The 17961-nt window shown below is 35.9% G+C and carries 16 protein-coding genes and 1 riboswitch; of the genes, 10 read left to right on the top strand and 6 right to left on the bottom strand.

Annotation, left to right across the window (positions count from 1 at the left end):
* Window position 1 precedes the first annotated feature (1 nt).
* The 4 genes from ACPUVN_RS13140 to ACPUVN_RS13125 are packed head-to-tail and all read right to left on the bottom strand — an operon-like array spanning window position 2 to window position 3665.
* Window positions 2-820 carry an adenosylcobinamide-GDP ribazoletransferase gene (locus ACPUVN_RS13140; protein WP_426359874.1) on the bottom strand — a complete coding sequence of 273 codons (819 nt, stop codon included), beginning with the start codon at window positions 818-820 and terminating at the stop codon, window positions 2-4.
* On the bottom strand, window positions 817-1857 hold the full coding sequence (cobT, locus tag ACPUVN_RS13135) for a nicotinate-nucleotide--dimethylbenzimidazole phosphoribosyltransferase (RefSeq protein WP_426359875.1): 1041 nt from the start codon (window positions 1855-1857) through the stop codon (window positions 817-819). The genes ACPUVN_RS13140 and cobT overlap by 4 nt, the downstream gene beginning before the upstream one ends.
* A gap of 12 nt (window positions 1858-1869) precedes the next feature.
* A complete protein-coding gene (locus ACPUVN_RS13130; RefSeq protein ID WP_426359876.1) occupies window positions 1870-2856 on the bottom strand; it encodes a FecCD family ABC transporter permease in 987 nt (328 codons plus the stop codon).
* Window positions 2853-3665, bottom strand: a complete 813-nt coding sequence (locus ACPUVN_RS13125) for an ABC transporter ATP-binding protein (RefSeq protein WP_426369228.1) — start codon at window positions 3663-3665, stop codon at window positions 2853-2855. Before ACPUVN_RS13125 ends, ACPUVN_RS13130 begins: the two co-directional genes overlap by 4 nt.
* 156 nt (window positions 3666-3821) lie before the next feature.
* Window positions 3822-4018, bottom strand: a riboswitch (cobalamin riboswitch).
* A gap of 170 nt (window positions 4019-4188) precedes the next feature.
* Between ACPUVN_RS13125 and ACPUVN_RS13120 the strand changes: the two genes are divergently transcribed.
* Window positions 4189-6174: a methyl-accepting chemotaxis protein gene (locus ACPUVN_RS13120; RefSeq protein WP_426359878.1), complete on the top strand. Its 1986-nt coding sequence runs from the start codon at window positions 4189-4191 to the stop codon at window positions 6172-6174.
* Between the two features lie 77 nt (window positions 6175-6251).
* Here the strand turns inward: ACPUVN_RS13120 and ACPUVN_RS13115 are convergent, their stop codons facing one another.
* A complete protein-coding gene (locus tag ACPUVN_RS13115; protein ID WP_426369227.1) occupies window positions 6252-7181 on the bottom strand; it encodes a PhzF family phenazine biosynthesis protein in 930 nt (309 codons plus the stop codon).
* Between the two features lie 79 nt (window positions 7182-7260).
* Between ACPUVN_RS13115 and ACPUVN_RS13110 the strand changes: the two genes are divergently transcribed.
* The 9 genes from ACPUVN_RS13110 to ACPUVN_RS13070 all read left to right on the top strand — a co-directional run bounded on the left by ACPUVN_RS13110 (window position 7261) and on the right by ACPUVN_RS13070 (window position 16911).
* The gene (locus ACPUVN_RS13110) at window positions 7261-8709 is read left to right on the top strand and encodes an alpha/beta hydrolase (RefSeq protein WP_426369226.1); all 1449 of its coding nucleotides are present in this window, start codon (window positions 7261-7263) and stop codon (window positions 8707-8709) included.
* Between the two features lie 10 nt (window positions 8710-8719).
* A complete protein-coding gene (locus tag ACPUVN_RS13105) occupies window positions 8720-9469 on the top strand; it encodes an ATP-binding cassette domain-containing protein (protein ID WP_426359882.1) in 750 nt (249 codons plus the stop codon).
* Window positions 9466-10629 carry an ABC transporter permease gene (locus ACPUVN_RS13100; protein WP_426359883.1) on the top strand — a complete coding sequence of 388 codons (1164 nt, stop codon included), beginning with the start codon at window positions 9466-9468 and terminating at the stop codon, window positions 10627-10629. The genes ACPUVN_RS13105 and ACPUVN_RS13100 overlap by 4 nt, the downstream gene beginning before the upstream one ends.
* Before the next feature lie 800 nt (window positions 10630-11429).
* Window positions 11430-12686 carry a serine hydroxymethyltransferase gene (glyA, locus tag ACPUVN_RS13095; protein ID WP_426359884.1) on the top strand — a complete coding sequence of 419 codons (1257 nt, stop codon included), beginning with the start codon at window positions 11430-11432 and terminating at the stop codon, window positions 12684-12686.
* 156 nt (window positions 12687-12842) lie between these two features.
* Complete coding sequence (gene nrdR / locus ACPUVN_RS13090; protein WP_426359885.1) at window positions 12843-13298, top strand: transcriptional regulator NrdR; 456 nt, start codon at window positions 12843-12845, stop codon at window positions 13296-13298.
* 3 nt (window positions 13299-13301) lie between these two features.
* Window positions 13302-14492, top strand: coding sequence for a bifunctional diaminohydroxyphosphoribosylaminopyrimidine deaminase/5-amino-6-(5-phosphoribosylamino)uracil reductase RibD (gene ribD / locus ACPUVN_RS13085; RefSeq protein WP_426359886.1), 1191 nt, complete (start codon window positions 13302-13304; stop codon window positions 14490-14492).
* Window positions 14493-14535: 43 nt separating this feature from the next.
* Window positions 14536-15195, top strand: a complete 660-nt coding sequence (locus ACPUVN_RS13080; protein WP_426359887.1) for a riboflavin synthase — start codon at window positions 14536-14538, stop codon at window positions 15193-15195.
* 10 nt (window positions 15196-15205) lie between these two features.
* A complete protein-coding gene (gene ribBA / locus ACPUVN_RS13075; RefSeq protein ID WP_426369225.1) occupies window positions 15206-16315 on the top strand; it encodes a bifunctional 3,4-dihydroxy-2-butanone-4-phosphate synthase/GTP cyclohydrolase II in 1110 nt (369 codons plus the stop codon).
* A gap of 221 nt (window positions 16316-16536) precedes the next feature.
* Window positions 16537-16911 carry a PH domain-containing protein gene (locus tag ACPUVN_RS13070; protein WP_426359888.1) on the top strand — a complete coding sequence of 125 codons (375 nt, stop codon included), beginning with the start codon at window positions 16537-16539 and terminating at the stop codon, window positions 16909-16911.
* A 15-nt stretch (window positions 16912-16926) separates the two neighbouring features.
* On the opposite strand, the gene ACPUVN_RS13065 is transcribed toward ACPUVN_RS13070, so the two are convergent.
* Window positions 16927-17661 (bottom strand): FadR/GntR family transcriptional regulator, encoded by a 735-nt coding sequence (locus tag ACPUVN_RS13065; RefSeq protein ID WP_426359889.1) that lies wholly within the window; start codon window positions 17659-17661, stop codon window positions 16927-16929.
* Window positions 17662-17961: the final 300 nt, after the last annotated feature.

The raw sequence follows: 17961 nt of genomic DNA, 5'->3' as shown, positions 1-17961 counted from the left end.
TTTATGCCTGAAGATAAGGAGTAAAGCACGCAATAATCACCAGATAAATAAGTAGTTCACTAATTTGCTGGCAAGCACCTAAACAATCACCCGTATATCCGCCCAAACGTTTTATTAACCAAGACTTAAAAAGTGCTCTAAAGATAAAAAGTGTTAACGCGATAAATAAGAGGGTAGTTAAGGAAAAATAGATAACAGGAATAACACCAATAATAAATAAGAGTGTTAATTCAAACCGTGTTTGTTTGCTGGCTAATGGCTTACTTTTACTTGTGTCTATATCCGCTACATAAGGAAGATCGTATATTAAGCTGGCTGCTACTGCTCTAGATAAGCTATAGCCTAAGAATAACGAGGGAATTAACATACTTATTTCAACAAGTTCGATAAGTAATAATAGCTTTAATGCTAATGCCATGAAAAGTGTAACCGAACCGTAAGTACCTATGCGGCTGTCTTTCATTATGGTGAGGCGTTTTTCTAGTGTCATGCCTCCGCCAATGCCATCGGCCATATCTGCAAGTCCATCTTCATGAAAAGCGCCTGTGATCAGCAAGCTCATAATAATGAGTAAAGCGGCACTAATCGAGGCAGGAAACAACGGGGTAATAACAGTAAATAGTACACTGAGTATGCCAGCGATGAGCAGCCCGACTAAAGAGAAATAGCGTCCTGACTTATTAAGCAAGCTAGGGCTGTAATACATACTTTTTGGCGCAGGAATGCGCGTGAAAAAAGTTAACGATAAATAAAACAGGTTAAGCTGTCGTTTCAAATATCGTTTATATACATTTACTTTTGAAAGTGTCGGTTCGGTCAAATGATGACTCCAGCATCTTCAAAACTTGCCATGTTATTGTAAAAAGCCGCTGCAGCATTTAATAGAGGTAAAGCGAGTGCGGCGCCAGTGCCTTCGCCTAAACGTAAACCTAAATTCAATAAAGGTTTTGCTCTTAAATGAGCAAGTAATAGCTGGTGACCAAACTCGTTCGATTCATGAGAGAAAATCAAATAATCGCGAACATTGTCATTTATTCTACAAGCTAAAAGCGCTGCGCTACTTACGATGAAACCATCAACTAAAATACTTACACCTGCTTTTGCTGCAGCTAATATTGCTCCAGTCATTTGAACAATTTCAAACCCTCCGACTTCTTTTAATACGGTTAATGGCTCATTTGAGGAAAAACGTTTTAAGGCTTTTTCAATAAGGCTTTTCTTTTTAAATAATTGCTCTGCACTAATGCCTGAGCCAACGCCTACACATAAATCGACATCAGCAAAAATTAAACGCGAGGTTATCGCTGTTGCTGCACTTGTATTACCGATACCCATTTCGCCAAATATAAGCAAGTTTGTACCGTTTTCAATCAATGGAGCTACAACTTGCTCGCCATAACTTAGACCTAACTCAACTTGTTCGTTAGTCATGGCTGGCTGGTTTACAAAGTTTTTAGTGCCCGCGCCTAATCTCATATTGATTAAGTTAGGGAATGATTCTGTTATAGGTTCAACAATGCCTGCATCTACTACTTTTAAGTCAATGTTATTCACTGCACAAAAACAGTTAATTGCTGCTCCGCCCGCTAAAAAGTTTTGCACCATTTGTCGGGTAACGGAACTTGGTGCTATTGAAATTCCTTCTTCGCTAATACCATGTTCAGCTGCAAAAACAACAGCGACAGGTTTAGTAATAACAATATTAGAAACTAGTTTTCCAGCTTTATTACTTTGAATACTAGCCAGTTGTAATGCTATATCTTCAAGTTGTCCTAAAGATCCAATAGGTTTAGTTTTTTGATTAATCTTTTCTTTGATTTCCGTTTCAAATTTAATGTCTAGTGCATTTATTTCCATGTGTGATCTCGCTTACATTTTTCTCAATAGAGCTAAAAAGAATAAACTTCCCATAGCTGAGGTAATTACGCCGATAGGTATTTCCTGACCACCCAAGGCTGTACGAGCAACAACATCTACCCATACTAAAAAACAGCCGCCAACTAATCCTGCGGCTATAAATAATTTTGAACTAGTAATGCCAACAAAGGGCCTAACCATATGTGGGATCATTAAACCTATAAAGCTAATGCCACCGCAATAAGACACGATAACTGCAGTTATAGCTGCACATAAAACTAGTGTAATAATACGTAACCTTTCAACTTTTATGCCAAGGGTCCGAGCACTGTCATCACTGAGTAATAAAGCATCAAGCTGTCGACCTAATAATATGGCAATAATTGTGGCAATAATAATGACGGGGGAAATCCATAGAAGCGCCGTACTATCTGCTCTGGCTAAGCTTCCCATTAACCAAAAAATCACACGATTTGTTGAAAAAGCTTCTCCACTATAAAGAATAAAAGATGTTAAAGAGCTTAATAAGAAGGATACAGCTACACCAGCCAATAATAAATGCTCGATACGTCGCCAATTATTCTGGTAGAGCACAATGAGAATAATTCCTACAGCTAAAAGTGAACCTAAAAAGGAAGCTATAGGTAAAGTGATCAGTTGCACCGTTGTGGGGAGAAATTGAGTCAGTGTTGCTCCTAAGCCTGCACCCGAAACAATGCCGAAGAGGTAAGGATCTGCCAGCGGGTTTCGAGTTACATTTTGCATAAGCGCGCCAGCAATAGCTAAACCAAAACCTGCAATAAAGCCGAGTAATACTCTTGGAAAACGTATCTCCCACAAGATCGTGTCATAAATACTTTTTTCACAACTTTGGGTAATACATTGCCATACCGCTTTATGACCTAACTCAACAACACCGAATCCCATTGAAGCGATAAGTGAAAAAACAACTAAGCCAGAAATAAGTAATAAAGAGGTTTTAAAGGAGAGTTTTTTCATGAATGTAACCAAGCTGATTCATCATTCGCACTATTATTAATGCCTGAAAATGTAATTCGAGTACTTTGTGTGAAAGGATTTTTATCAATAGCACATTCAAGTTTGAATACTTCGGTAAGCTTTTCGGCAGTAAATACTGCTTCAGGTGTATCGTCGGCCACTAATTCTCCATTATTTAACATAACAATTCGATCACAATACTGGGCAGCCAAATTAAGATCGTGAATAGTGATCAATAAAGTAATATTTAACGTTTTAGCTAACATTAATATTTGATGTTGATAATACATATCGAGATGATTTGTTGGCTCATCCATAATCAGAATATCTGGCGCTTGCACAATCGCTCGGGCAATTAATACTCGTTGTTGCTCGCCACCAGATAAGGTATTAAATAACTGATGTTGTTTACTTATTAAATCTACTTTTACTAAAGCTTGCTCAATACTATGTCGGTCGGCACTGGTATTAATATCAAATAAGCCTTTATGGGGAATTAATCCCATCGATACAATATCGAGAACAGTTAAATTGAATGCAGATTCAGAATGCTGACTAACAACCGCTATTTTTTTAGCAATATCTTTTAAATTTAAAAGGTTAAGTGATTTACCGTTTAAATAAATATTACCTGAATAATTAGAACATTCGCCATAAAGACATTTAAGTAGAGACGTTTTTCCTGCGCCATTAGGACCAACTATCGCAACCGTTTCGCCTACTTTTATATTGAGATCAATATCATTAAGAATGTGTTTTTTATTCACAGACCAAGTCAGGCTATTCGCTTGTAAAACAAAAGAGGACATAAACGTCTAATTTAAAAAACCACAAGATTACAGAAAGCCTAATTTTATAAAGAATTTTGGCTGAAGAAATACATTATTAGAAACATAGAGGGGATGAAATAAAAGAGCATCGACTATAACAGAAGTGATGTTCTAGATTTTCGTGTTACCCGCACGGTTACTAAAACTATTAAGGCAGGTGTTCTGACTTAAGGGCTTGCTAAAAAACGTATCAAGCTCTCATTACAGTTGCGGGAACAGTTATGGAATTAAGCATATTTAAGTATATGTTGCACCATATTCCCCTTTAAGTTTATCGTAAATTAATATTGTTCTTAATTCACAAATAAAACACCTTAAAAGTAGGTAAATATTACCATAAATACTGGCTAATTAAATAAAGGATAAAGCTTTTAACGAAGGTTTTGTAAGTTTTTGATATAAATGGTTATTCCATCAGCGGATAACGCCTATTTGTTGCTTTATTTGAATTTAAAGCTATTCTATTAGATAGCTTAAATTATCTAGGATTGATATTTACATTATGTTTACAAATCTTTCATTTAAAAGAAAAATATGTTTTTTATTATTACTTCCGTTAATCAGTTTTTTATGGATGAGTGTTGTTTCTGTTAATAATTATTTTACGCTTAAAAATGAGATGGAAAAACTGACACAACTTACTGAACTGTCGGTAGTTTATAGTAGCCTAGTACATGAATTACAAAAAGAACGAGGATTAACTGCGGGCTTTATTGGTTCTAATGGCAAGTCATTTAAAACTCAGTTGGCAGCACAAAGAAAGCTGACCAATAGTGAACAAGATAAGCAGCAAAGCTTTTGGCAAAAAAACGATGAAACTACAAAAGTTATCGTTGAACTACATAACAGTATAAATAAGCAATTAAACCAGTTAAGTACTATTAGAAGAAGTATTGATGCTAAAACAGTGTCATTAAACGCAGCACTTTCATATTACACAAGCCTTAATGCAAAGCTATTAAGCGTGTCTAAAGTTATTAGTTTGTTGAGTACCGAAGCTAACATAACCAAAGAAATGATCGCCTATTATAACTTCTTACAAGGTAAAGAAAGAGCTGGAATCGAGCGAGCGGTTTTAAGTAATGTGTTTTCTATCGATAGCATATCTTCTCCATTATTGGTTCGTACCATTAATCTTATCTCAGAACAAAATACTTACTTCCAAAACTTTAAAGATTTATCAACAACTGAAAATACTCAGTTTTATTCGCAAGCAATGCAAAAGCCCGCAGCTATTGAAGTTGAACGACTTAGGCAAGTTGTTATTAAAAAGTCGGCAGAGGGTGAGTTTGGTATTGATGAAAGTTATTGGTTTGAGCAAGCAACAGGCAGAATCAAACAACTAAAAGAAGTTGAAAATACATTAGGTACATCTTTAATAGCGTTAACACATGAAATTAGAAGTGATGCGAATCAGTCGTTAATTTTATCTATTGTGAGTGTTCTCATTATAAGCTTGTTGGTTATTTTGATTAGTTTAGCTGTTATCAATGATTTGAATAATCGCATTAAAGATTTACTTAGCGTGTTAGGCAAAGTAAGAGAAGAAAACGATTTAACCGTTAGAGCTCAATATAACGATAAAAGTGAATTAGGCACTATTTCTAATGTGTTGAATTTAACTCTAGAAAAGTTTTCAAATACCTTATCTGAGATTTCTGGCTCAAGTATTTCTTTAGCATCAGAGGCTGAAGAAACTGCACAAACATGTGAATACAGCTTTAAAAATATTGAAGAGCAACAAGCAGAAATTGCTTTAGTCGCAACATCAATTGAAGAATTATCAGTCACCGTAAAAGAAGTGGCTATGAATACTAAAAGTGCGGTCGATGCAGCAAAAGACGCTGATAAAGGAGCCAACGCAGGATTAGATATCGTTAAAATATCTTATCGATCTATTGAAGCTCTAGCAGAAGACATTTCAGACTTATCAGTCAAAATAACCAGCTTGCATGAAAGTAGTTTAAACATTACTAATATTGTTGATGTGATCAAATCTGTAGCTGAACAAACTAACTTATTAGCGTTAAATGCGGCGATTGAAGCGGCAAGAGCAGGGGAGCAAGGGAGAGGATTTGCTGTGGTGGCTGATGAAGTTAGAACTTTAGCGCAACGTACGCAACAATCAACCAACGAGATTGAAAGTTTTATTAGTGAATTACAGGGTAATGCGAACTTAGCGTTTGGCGTGATTGAAAATAGTCAAAGTAAAGCTAATGATGCCGTTGTAAATTCAAAAAATGTAGAGCAGGTATTAAGTAATATTACGCAATCGGTTAACCATATATTCTCACTAACTGAGCAGGTAGCGACAGCTGCCGAGCAACAAGCGGTTGTGACTCAGGATGTAGCTAAAAGTGTAGTGAATATTGAAGACGCTTCATTAGGTTCAGTCACTGGTGCTAAGCAAATAGCAACTACAGCGCAACATCAGGCTCAATTAGCCGCATCATTACAAGATACTGTTAATTCATTTAAAGTCGGTTAGTTCTATATATAAGCCCAATTTATAAAACATCAGTATCTAAAACGTAAAGCTAACATACGCTATTAATCTTAATAACTTCAGCTCATGTAATTAGTATTAATAGCGTATTTTTTAAGCGTAAATATATGCCCATGCCTACTCACTTCTACCTGAGAGATAATACCCTCAGTTTTATGCACCTTAGCTTGAAGTATTGAAGGTGAAGACATCATTTTTCCTTGTTCAAAAATATAATTATCAGTATCAAAAACTTTGTGCTTAGTTAGATAACAAGCGAGAGCGCCACATGCACTTCCTGTTGCAGATTCTTCTGAAATACCAAATAAAGGGGCGAAATTTCTACAGCTGATAGTCGTATTTTCTTTGAGTTTGCGGTCAATATTATTGCGGGTCTTTTGAGGTAATTCAAACAGGTGGATACCAACGGCGTTATGTTCTTCACTAAAGCGAGATATGTTATCTAAATGAGGGATGATTGAATCTAAAGACTCAAACGGTACAGGAATAATAACATCTGCTAATCCCGTAGAAATAATTTCACAAGGTAAGTTCGTAGAAGAAAATAACGTTTCGGGAATATTCAGCAGATCAGCAACTTCCTTATTGTCGATTTCACCTAAATATTGAGGAAGCGTTTGTTCCATGCTGACTAAGCCATCTTCAGCAATGTTAACTTTTAGTTTACCTGCCTTAGTGTGTTGGCTATAAGTACGAGCTGTAATTATGTTCTTTTTAAAGAGTAAAGCAAAAACTGCTAAGGTGGCATGACCACAAAAATCGACTTCATTATTGGGTGTGAAAAAGCGGACATTAAAGTCACACTGATCATCGGATGAGACAAAAGCAGTTTCAGAGTATCCCACTTGTGTGGCAATATACTGCATTTGTTGAGTTGTTAGTTTGTCTGCATTTAAAACAACACCTGCAGGGTTACCACTTTTTTCGGGAGTTATATTGGGTGTGTTATAAACAAATGAATTAATGCAATAAACTATTATTTCTATCATTACGTACGAAAGCTCTATTTTTAAGGGAACTCCTCAAATAGACATCAGATGGTTAATATTTACAAGGGAAGTTTACTGAATGAGAACAACATTACCCGTTCTACTTTTATTTATATCCGCGTTTACAGCAAATTTTGTTTGGGCTAATGATGAGGTTGCCAATATAGAAAATTGCCATCTTGACGGCATTCGCTCTCAAGTTACTTGCGGTACTTTACTGGTACCTGAAAATTATCAAAAGCCTGAAGGTAAAAAGATTTCAATTAACTTTGCTGTATTACCTGCGATAGATAACTCTCAAGATAAAGAAGCTTTGATGTTTTTAGCTGGCGGTCCTGGGCAAGCTGCCGTTGAACTTGCAGCACACATTATTAATGGCTTTGCAGAAATAAGAAAAACCCGCGACATAATATTGGTAGATCAACGCGGCACAGGTTTATCACAACCTATGTTATGCGATGAAGAAAAAACAGATCAGTTTTATAGTGTGATCCCTGAAGATTATGCGGAACAAGACGTTATTGATTGTGTAGAACAATTCAAAGAAAGCCATGAACTTAGCCAATACAACAGTGAAAATGCAATACGTGATTTTGATGCAGTAAGAAAAGCTTTAGGTCATAAGCAAGTGCATTTATATGGCGCTTCTTATGGGACTCGTGCTGCACTGGTTTATATGCGTCTATTTCCTGATTCAATTAAAAGTGTTGTGCTTGATAGTGTAGGTCCTATAGAAATTCCTATCGGCTTATTTGGCGCAAGTTCAGCTCGATCGTTTAACTTATTATTAGAACATTGTTTAAATGATGAAAGCTGTAACAAAGCCTATCCAAACTTAAGAGAAGAGTTTGATACCGTCGTAAAGCGTTTATCTAAAAATACAGTGTCATTAGCGATTAATCACCCAAGACTAGGCACCAAAACAGATTTTAACCTGAGCCATTTAAAGTTTATTAATAACATCTTTAAACAACTTTATAGTATGGAAACTCGCAGTTTAGTGCCTTTAATTATCCATCAAGCTTTTTTAGAAAACTACCAACCGTTAATTGGCCTTATTGCTACTAGTGATGGTGGTATGAACATGTACGTTGGCCTAACCTTTAATATCGTATGTAATGAAGATATACCAAGAGTTACTCAAAGCATGTTAACTCAAGACAGCGACAATGATTTTGGCAGAGGCAGTACCCAAACGGTTTACCAATCAGCTTGTAAAGTGTGGCCTAAATATGAAGTAGAATCGGCTTTTTATCAGCCTGTGGTTGCTAATATTCCTACCTTAATTCTTTCAGGTGATTTAGATCCTGTAACCCCACCGAGTAATGGTGAAATATCAGCAGGTACTTTAACTAATAGTCATCACATTATTTCAAAAAGCAATGCTCACATTGTTGCTTCTACGCCATGTAGTGTCGGTATGGTTAATGAGTTTTTAGGGCATTTAAATCCTAAAGATGTTGATTCATCTTGTTTAGCAGAATTACCTAGCGAGTCATTCATGACAAGTTTAAACGGCAGTATATAAGGCGATTGTTATGATTGAAGTTAATAATTTACATAAGTCTTTTTTACGAACTAAAAAGCAACAGGTTAAAGCCCTTAATGGTTTATCTTTTACAGCAAAAGATGGCGAGATCACTGGTATTTTAGGACCAAATGGCGCAGGTAAAACTACTTGCTTGCGTACACTTTATGGCTTGTTAAAAGCCGATTCAGGCTCAGCGATTATTGATGGTATTCAAGTAAGCCAGTCACCAATTGAAGCGCGAGCCAAATTAGGTATATTCCCTGATAAGTTTGGTTTGTATGAACGCTTAACGGCTTACGAACAAATTGACTATTTTGCCAGTATCCATGGTTTACAAGGCGCAGCTAAACACAAAGCTATTGAAGTGATTATTCAAGAATTAGAGATGGAAGAACTTGCTCACCGTAAAACCCAAGGTTTTTCTCAAGGTCAACGAATGAAGGTGACTTTAGCGCAAGCTTTAGTACATCAACCTCAAAACTTTGTATTGGATGAACCAACGCGTGGCTTAGATGTTATGAGTACGCGGGTATTGCGAAATCATTTAGCTAAGTTTAGAGATAAAGGTCACTGTATTTTGTTTTCATCTCACGTTATGCAAGAGGTTGCGGCTTTATGCGATCGCGTCATTATAGTGGCAAACGGTAAACTTGCGGCTCAAGGTACACCTCAGGAACTATGTGACTTGGCAGGTGAAAAATTATTAGAAGATGCCTTCGTTAAATTGATTGGTTCTGACGAAGGAGTTGCTGCATGATCCAGTTTAAGGCGTTATTAACAAAAGAATTTAAAGAAGCTTTTAGAGATAGGCGCGCACTTATGGTGGCCATGACCATGGCGATGTTAGCACCTGTTATGATTTTAGTATTGTCGAAAACCATGATCAAAGAGATGGTGGAAACCCCACCTGTATATTTAAATGTAACAGGCGAAAGTTTTGCGCCTAAGTTAATGACTCAGCTTAAACAAAATAATATTTTTTCATTAACAGACGCCCCTGAAAATTTAAAGGATCTTTGGCAAGAGCGTAATATTGAATTAATGATCCCTGATGATTTTGTTGAAAATATGCAAGAAGGGCGAGTGATCACTATTACTTTACGAGCTGATTTTAGCGAGAAAGCATTAAACTCACCCATTCGTCGTGTTAAAAATGAGATCAGCCTTTATGGTCAAAGTATTGGAGCCAAGCGTCTTATAGTTCGTGGTATTGATCCTCGTCTTTTAAGACCTATCAATATTAACGACCAAGATACTTCTCAACCGAATAGTAATGCGATGTTCATTTCATTAATGTTAGGTTTATACGTATTAATGGCGGCCTTTATGTCGGGTCTTTCTGTAGCTATTGATTCAAGTGCTGGCGAGCGTGAACGAAACGTATTAGAAATGTTGCTATGTCAGCCTGTTAGCACATTCAAAATAGTATTAGCTAAGTTGTGTTGTGCCAGTACTATTTCAATAATAGGTGTAACCTTAACCTTGGTATTAACGTCTTTCTCGGTGAGTTTTGTTGATTTAACTAAGATAGGAGCCACCTTTAACTTAGATATTTATATGGTTTTATTCTTAATTCTACTCTTATTACCTATCAGCTTTTTTGCCTCAGCTTTACAGTTGTTCGTATCTTTTCAAGCTAAAAGCTTTAAAGAAGCGCAGTCAACAGTGAGTATGATCATTATGTTACCCGCGATGATCCCTGTGGCTTTAATGTTTATTGATGATAAACCTGCATGGTTAGATTGGTTACCTGTTTCAGGTCAGTCACTACTCATGGACGATTTATTTAAAGGTTTAGCGATCAACTGGGCGGCTTTTGCTGGAACCGCTATTGTAACTATAGGTATAACAGCGGTTTTAGTGACTGTACTTTCTTTACGTTTAAAATCAGAGAAAGTAGTTTTAGCGCTAAGCTAGGGTTAACTTAGATTATTCTTATAGCGCAACCATGCACTATGCAAGGCTATATTTCTGAATTTTTTCAGTGCTATAGCCTTAATGTTATATTTTACTCTGTACAACACACTGAAACCTCCTTTAAACATTAATTGACTAAATAACCTGAGATCGGCTTAATATATTCTTCTCTAACAGCTACTTTTACTTGCTTCATCGTTAAATTTACTTGCAATAGGCTAGCTATTGACGCGAAATTTGCCTTGAAGAAAGAAAAACTATCAAGCTAGAGTCTGTTGATCTTTCAGGGTTAAATTTTATTAGTCATAATTTCAATGAATTGAAAACATCTTAAATCAAGTTCAGGTTAAGTAGTCAGTATATTATTCGTTGTATTGTTTCATTGTTCGTATTATATTCAGCTTATTGTTTGAATGTAGGTGTTTCTGTATTTTTATCAGACGTAAACTTATCTGATTATAGAAACGCTTTACAAACTAAATACTGACTTTTGGTGAAAATGTAGAGATCTTAAAGTGCTGATATAAGCCAAGTGTTGGCAGGTAGGCAGCATAGATTACTCGTTAGCTGATGTTTTTTAATCAATAGCTTAATAAAATAGTTGAATCGATTATTTTATTCGAACTATTAAGGTATAACCGATTACTAAATCGACTAACATTATCCCTTAATATTTATATATTTTGCATATACAAAATTACAAGATTCAGGCAAAATACTGCCCATAAATTTTATTGTTTTTTATTGAATGTACCCCACAGCCTAAGATGATTGACTGGCTGATTACTTGAGGATTTAACATGCTTACACGTGACATGAACATTGCAGATTTTGATGCTGAATTGTTTGAGGCTATTGCCAAAGAAACAGTTCGTCAAGAAGAACACATCGAACTTATCGCTTCAGAAAATTACTGTAGTACTCGCGTACTTGAAGCTCAAGGCTCTCAGTTAACAAATAAATATGCTGAAGGTTACCCTGGCAAACGTTATTACGGCGGTTGTGAGTTTGTTGATATTGCTGAGCAATTAGCTATTGACCGTGCTAAAGAACTTTTTGGTGCTACATACGCGAATGTTCAACCACATGCTGGTTCACAAGCAAACGCAGCAGTTTTTCAAGCGTTAGTAACACCAGGCGGAAAAGTATTAGGTATGAGCTTAGCTCATGGTGGTCATTTAACTCATGGTTCACATGTAAACTTTTCTGGTAAGTCTTATGAGGCTTTCCAATACGGTTTAGATCCAGAAACTGGTGATATTGATTACGTAGAATTAGAGCGTTTAGCTGTAGAACATAAACCAGAAATGATTATTGGTGGTTTTTCAGCGTTTTCAGGTATTGTTGACTGGGCTCGCATGCGTACTATCGCAGACAAAGTTGGTGCATATTTCTTCGTAGATATGGCTCACGTTGCTGGTTTAGTTGCTGCTGGTTTATACCCTAACCCAGTTCCACATGCTCATGTAGTTTCAACAACTACACATAAAACATTAGCTGGCCCACGTGGCGGTTTAATTGTTTCTGCATGTGATGATGAAGACATTTACAAAAAATTAAACAGTGCTGTATTCCCTGGTGGTCAAGGTGGTCCTTTAATGCACGTTATTGCAGCAAAAGCAGTAGCATTTAAAGAAGCTTTACAACCAGAATTCAAAGTTTATCAGCAAGGCGTTTTAGACAACGCTAAAGCTATGGTTGCTGTACTTCAAGGCCGTGGTTACAAAGTTGTATCAAACAAAACTGATAACCATTTATTATTATTAGACCTAATTGATAAAGACATTACTGGTAAAGATGCAGATGCTGCATTAGGTAAAGCTCATATCACAGTAAACAAAAACTCTGTTCCAAACGATCCTCGTTCTCCGTTTGTTACTTCAGGTTTACGTTTAGGTACGCCAGCAATTACACGTCGTGGTTTTGGTGTTGAAGAGACTAAAGAATTAACAAGCTGGATTTGTGATATTCTTGACGATATTACTAACGAAGAAACTATTACAACGGTTCAAGCTAAAGTTAAAGAGCTTTGTTCACGTTTCCCTGTTTACGGTTAATACGTAAAACAGAACAGTAGTTTGAATTGTTAATATCGAATAGAATGGCCGCATTAGCGGCCATTTTTATTTATTAAATTCATTTTATTTAGTTATTTAGCTCTATATTCAAAATGATTAAGTAAAATGTTTTAACACCAGTTGTAGGATCACACCATGCATTGTCCTTTTTGCTCTGAAACAGAGACTAAAGTTATCGATTCAAGATTAGTCGCTGACGGACATCAAGTTAGAAGAAGACGTGAATGTTTAGCTTGTAGTGAACGTTATACAACGTTTGAAATAGCTGAACTTGTTATGCCAAAAATCATTAAACGAGATGGTTCAAGAGAACCGTTTAATGAAGACAAAATGCGTAATGGTTTAGTGAGAGCTTTAGAGAAAAGACCTGTAAGTGTCGAGAATGTTGAACTTGCTATTAATAAAGTAAAGTCAGCATTACGAGCAACAGGTGAACGTGAAATTTCAAGCGAAATGCTAGGTAATACGATTATGGAACAACTGAAAGATTTAGATAAAGTGGCTTATGTTCGCTTTGCTTCAGTTTACAAGTCGTTTGAAGACATCAAAGAGTTTGGTGAAGAAATTGCTCGTTTAGGCGATGAAAAATAACTTATGAAAAGATTCACAGCATTAGATTATGAGTATATGCAAAGAGCTTTGTCTCTAGCAAAAGGTGCTCATTATACAACGTCTCCTAATCCGAGAGTGGGCTGTGTACTTGTTAAAGATAATGAAGCTGTAGGTGAAGGTTATCACGTTAAAGCAGGGCAGGGTCATGCTGAAGTGAATGCTCTGATGCAAGCCAAGCAGGCAGGTAAAAGTACTATAGGCGCTACGGCTTATGTAACTCTTGAACCGTGTAGTCATTATGGCCGAACTCCACCTTGTGCTGAAGGTTTAATTAAAGCGGGTGTAAAACACGTAATTGCGGCTATGGTGGATCCAAATCCTCAAGTTTCAGGTAATGGTTTGAAAATGCTTGAAGCCGCAGGTATAACTACACAATACGGTTTATTAGAGCAAGAAGCTAAAAGCTTAAATGTTGGTTTTATTCAATTAATGACAACTAAATTACCTTATGTTCGTTGTAAATTAGCGTCGAGCATTGATGGTAAAATCGCCATGTCTAGCGGTGAAAGTAAGTGGATCACAGGATCTGCAGCGAGACGAAATGTACAACGCTTACGCGCACAAAGCTGTGCTGTTATTACTGGAGCTGATTCTGTTTTAATTGATGATGCTAAAATGAATGTGCGTTGGAGTGAGTTAGGCGATCTTAAAAATAGCTATGCACAAGAAAGTGTACGCCAACCTATTCGCGTTATTATCGATTCTCAAAATAGATTAACGCCTGACTTAGCGCTTTTTTCTATTGAATCACCTGTAATTATATTCACTCATAACATTGAAAACAGCCATAAATGGCCACATTTTGTAGAACATATCAGTGCTCCTTTTAATGATGAGTTAGAAATCACTCAGTCAGCAATAAATAATTTAGAAACACAAAGTACAGCGCCTAAAAAATTAAACTTAAAGGCTGTTTTATCTACCTTAGGTAAACGTGGTTTGAATGATGTGTTGATTGAATCGGGTGCCCGACTAACTGGAGCATTTGTAGGGCAAAACTTAGTTGATGAGTTTATTCTTTTTCAAGCGCCTAAGTTAATGGGAGCAGACGGAAAAAGTTTACTTAATATGAATAATATTCAAGCTTTATCAGAAGCTAAAAAACTAACTTATACTGATGTGCGTATGGTAGGCGAAGATATACGCATAACAGCGAAAATACATAAAAACTAAAGTCAGAAGACTTATTAAATAGCTAAACTAACAAGAGTTACTCATGTTTACTGGAATAATAGAAGCAGTTGGTCAAATAAATACCGTACAAGTTAATGCGCAAGGCGCTAGAATATCAGTATCAACAGGCTTGCTGGATATGCAAGATGTTAAATTAGGTGATTCTATTGCCACTAATGGTATTTGTTTAACGGTTGTTGATGTAAGTACAAGTACTTTTAGTGCTGATGTTTCAAATGAAACGTTAAAGCGAACAGGCTTTGCTCATTACAAAAGTGGTCAAAAAGTTAATTTAGAAAAAGCTATGTTACCAACGACTCGTTTCGGTGGTCATATGGTTTCTGGGCACGTAGATGCTTTATCTGAAATTGTCGCAATAGAACATGATGGAAATAGTATTCATTATTGGGTTGCGATGCCGAATGATATAGCCGCGTATATTGCTGAAAAAGGTTCGATCACTATTGATGGTACAAGCTTAACGGTTAATGGGTTAAGCGACAGTAAATTTAGACTAACGGTTGTACCACATACAACGCAAGAAACGATTATTAGCAGCTACAAAGTCGGCTCTAAAGTAAATGTAGAAGTTGATTTAATAGCGCGCTATATAGAAAGGTTACTTACCAATAAAACCGCTGAGAATACTCAGCAATCTGGTGTTACACATGATTTGTTAGCACGTAATGGTTTTATCAAATAAAGAGGTTGATATGAAATTAAATACCCCACAAGAGATTATTGATGATATCGCTCTGGGTAAGATGGTTATCTTAATGGATGACGAAGATCGTGAAAATGAAGGTGACTTCATTATGGCTGCTGAAAAGGTAACACCTGAAGCAATCAACTTCATGGCAACTCATGGTCGTGGTTTGATTTGTATGCCTATGTCAGTAGAAAAGTGTGTTCAGTTAAAACTGCCGTTAATGGTAGATAATAACAATGCACAATTTAGTACAAATTTTACCGTATCTATTGAAGCTGCTGAAGGTGTTACTACAGGTATTTCAGCTGCAGACCGTGCTAAGACTGTATTAGCGGCTGTTGGACCTAATGCTAACCATTTAAGTATTGTTCAACCTGGACATATTTTTCCTTTAATGGCTAAAGATGGTGGTGTTTTAAATAGAGCGGGTCATACCGAAGCTTCTGTTGATTTATCTCGATTAGCTGGGCTAGAAGCTGCATCTGTTATTGTTGAAATTTTAAACGAAGATGGCAGCATGGCACGTCGTCCAGATCTTGAAGTTATTGCTGAAAAGCACGACATAAAAATGGGCACGATTGCCGATTTGATTGAATACCGTAATGCAAATGAAACAACAATAGAACGTGTTTCATCATGTAAATTACCAACTGCTTTTGGTGAGTTTGATCTTACCGTATTTAAAGACACCATTGATGGACAAGCACATTTTGCTTTAACCAAAGGTGAAATTAAAGCTGATGAACCTACTTTAGTTCGTGTTCATCTTGAAAACACATTTAGAGACTTATTGTTGAGCGAGCGTGAAAGTGTTGCTAAATGGCCAATGGCTGATGCGTTAAAGAGAATAGCTGATGAAGGTGGCGTACTTGTATTATTAGGTAAGCATGAATCTCCAGAATCATTAATTGCTCAAGTTCAAAAATATGCTAAACAAGATGCTGGTGAAGCGGTTAAAGATGTAGAACGTCATGTTGGATCGCGTAATGTAGGTGTAGGTTCGCAAATTTTATCTAATTTAGGTGTAAGCAAAATGCGCTTATTAAGCTCGCAAACTAAATACCACTCATTATCAGGTTTTGGTTTAGAAGTTGTTGAATATATCGCTGAATAAGATATTCATTACTATCAACTCATGATGACAAATTGATTATTAACCTTAACTCATTTTAATAAGGGGTAATAATCCTGAGACGCTACTTCGGTAGCGTTTTTAATATTATAGATATAGTATAAATTTGCTCGTCAAAATTATGCAGGCATCATTTAAATTATTGAGTTGAAACAAGTGTTATAAGTAATTTTTTGTATAATCATTAAAAGGAAGGAACTATTATGATCGACTTTAAAAATTCGTCAGTATTTAAGCTAAAGCCTATTGATAACGATGAGGCGAGAGAAGATTTTCATGTGTTTTTAATTGATGGCGAGGAAATATTTGCTACTTTTAAAAGTATTCGAGACCAAGTCGTGTTTACCAACAAGAGAGTCATATCCGCTAACGTACAAGGTATAACGGGCTCTAAGGTAGATTACACCTCATTACCGTATAGCAAGATTAACGCATTTTCTATCGAGACATCTGGCACACTTGACTTAGATTGTGAAATTCAATTATATATAAGTGAATTAGGCCAAGTAAATTTTGAAATTAAAGGTAGTTTTGATATTGTTGGTTTTAATAAACTGATAAGCCAATACTTACTTTAATTATTTACTTAGCATTTATTTAACTAGGTTTTCTAAAGAATATAAATCTCTTTTCTCATTATTTTTACGTTGAACTTCTGCTAATGCTTTAGATTCTATTGCATCAAATAACGTATTAATAAGGCGATTGAAATGTTGATGCATAGCTAAACGAGCTTTAGCTGCATCTTTTTCTTTAAGGGCTAAATAAATAGCCGTATGTTCTTTTAATGTCAGCTTATTATCGCTGCTACATACGTTTTTATAATCTTCAATAATCTCACGAGTAGAAGCTCTTAAAGACCATAAGTTTTTTACTGATAAAATCATTGCTTCATTTCGAGTCGCTGTAGAGATAATTTTATGAAATAATTTATCTGCTTCTTCAATACTGTCTGAATCTTGATTTTTTTCCATCATATCAAGGGTTGCAGATAGCGCCTCTAATTCTTCATCAGTAATGCTAATTGCCGCTAAAGCCGCAACTTCACCTTCAATTAAAGCTCTTGCTTGTGTGAGTTCAAATGCGTTCACTGCATTTGATTCTAATGATGCCGATTCGATTACATAAACACCTGAGCCTGTTTTAACTTCAACTTGACCTCTTACTTCAAGAGCAATAATTGCTTCTCGAATAGTGGGTCTACTTACATTGAATTTTTCAGCTAATTCACGTTCTGCTGGTAATCTACTACCTACGGTATATTCTCCGCTTTTTATAGAAGATTCTATGCCTTGGACAATTCGCCAGAATAATCGACGGTTTTTCATTTGTTTTCCTCTTACCTTGTTCTTTAAACTTACTTTACTCGCCTAAACTTGGGTAATTTATTGGTTAGTAATGTGTATTAAGTTTAAATGTTTATTTTTCTTATTTCGGTAATGTATCTTTATTTTATTGGTATTACCACTGTTTTTTGATTGGTAAATGTACTGAAAATATCATTTGTTACCCATATCATAGCAGCATAATCTAGATTTTAAAGGTTATAAATCGGTTTATGTTAAAAGTATAGGCGTTTATTACATTATCTGTTTTTATACTTTATGGGCAGTTTGTTTATAAATAAC

The organism is Pseudocolwellia antarctica (genome assembly GCF_049933045.1).
In the GTDB taxonomy this organism is placed as follows: Bacteria; Pseudomonadota; Gammaproteobacteria; order Enterobacterales; family Alteromonadaceae; genus Pseudocolwellia.
The sequence above is the reverse complement of the archived record's forward strand: the minus strand, read 5'-3'. Positions and strand labels throughout refer to the sequence as shown.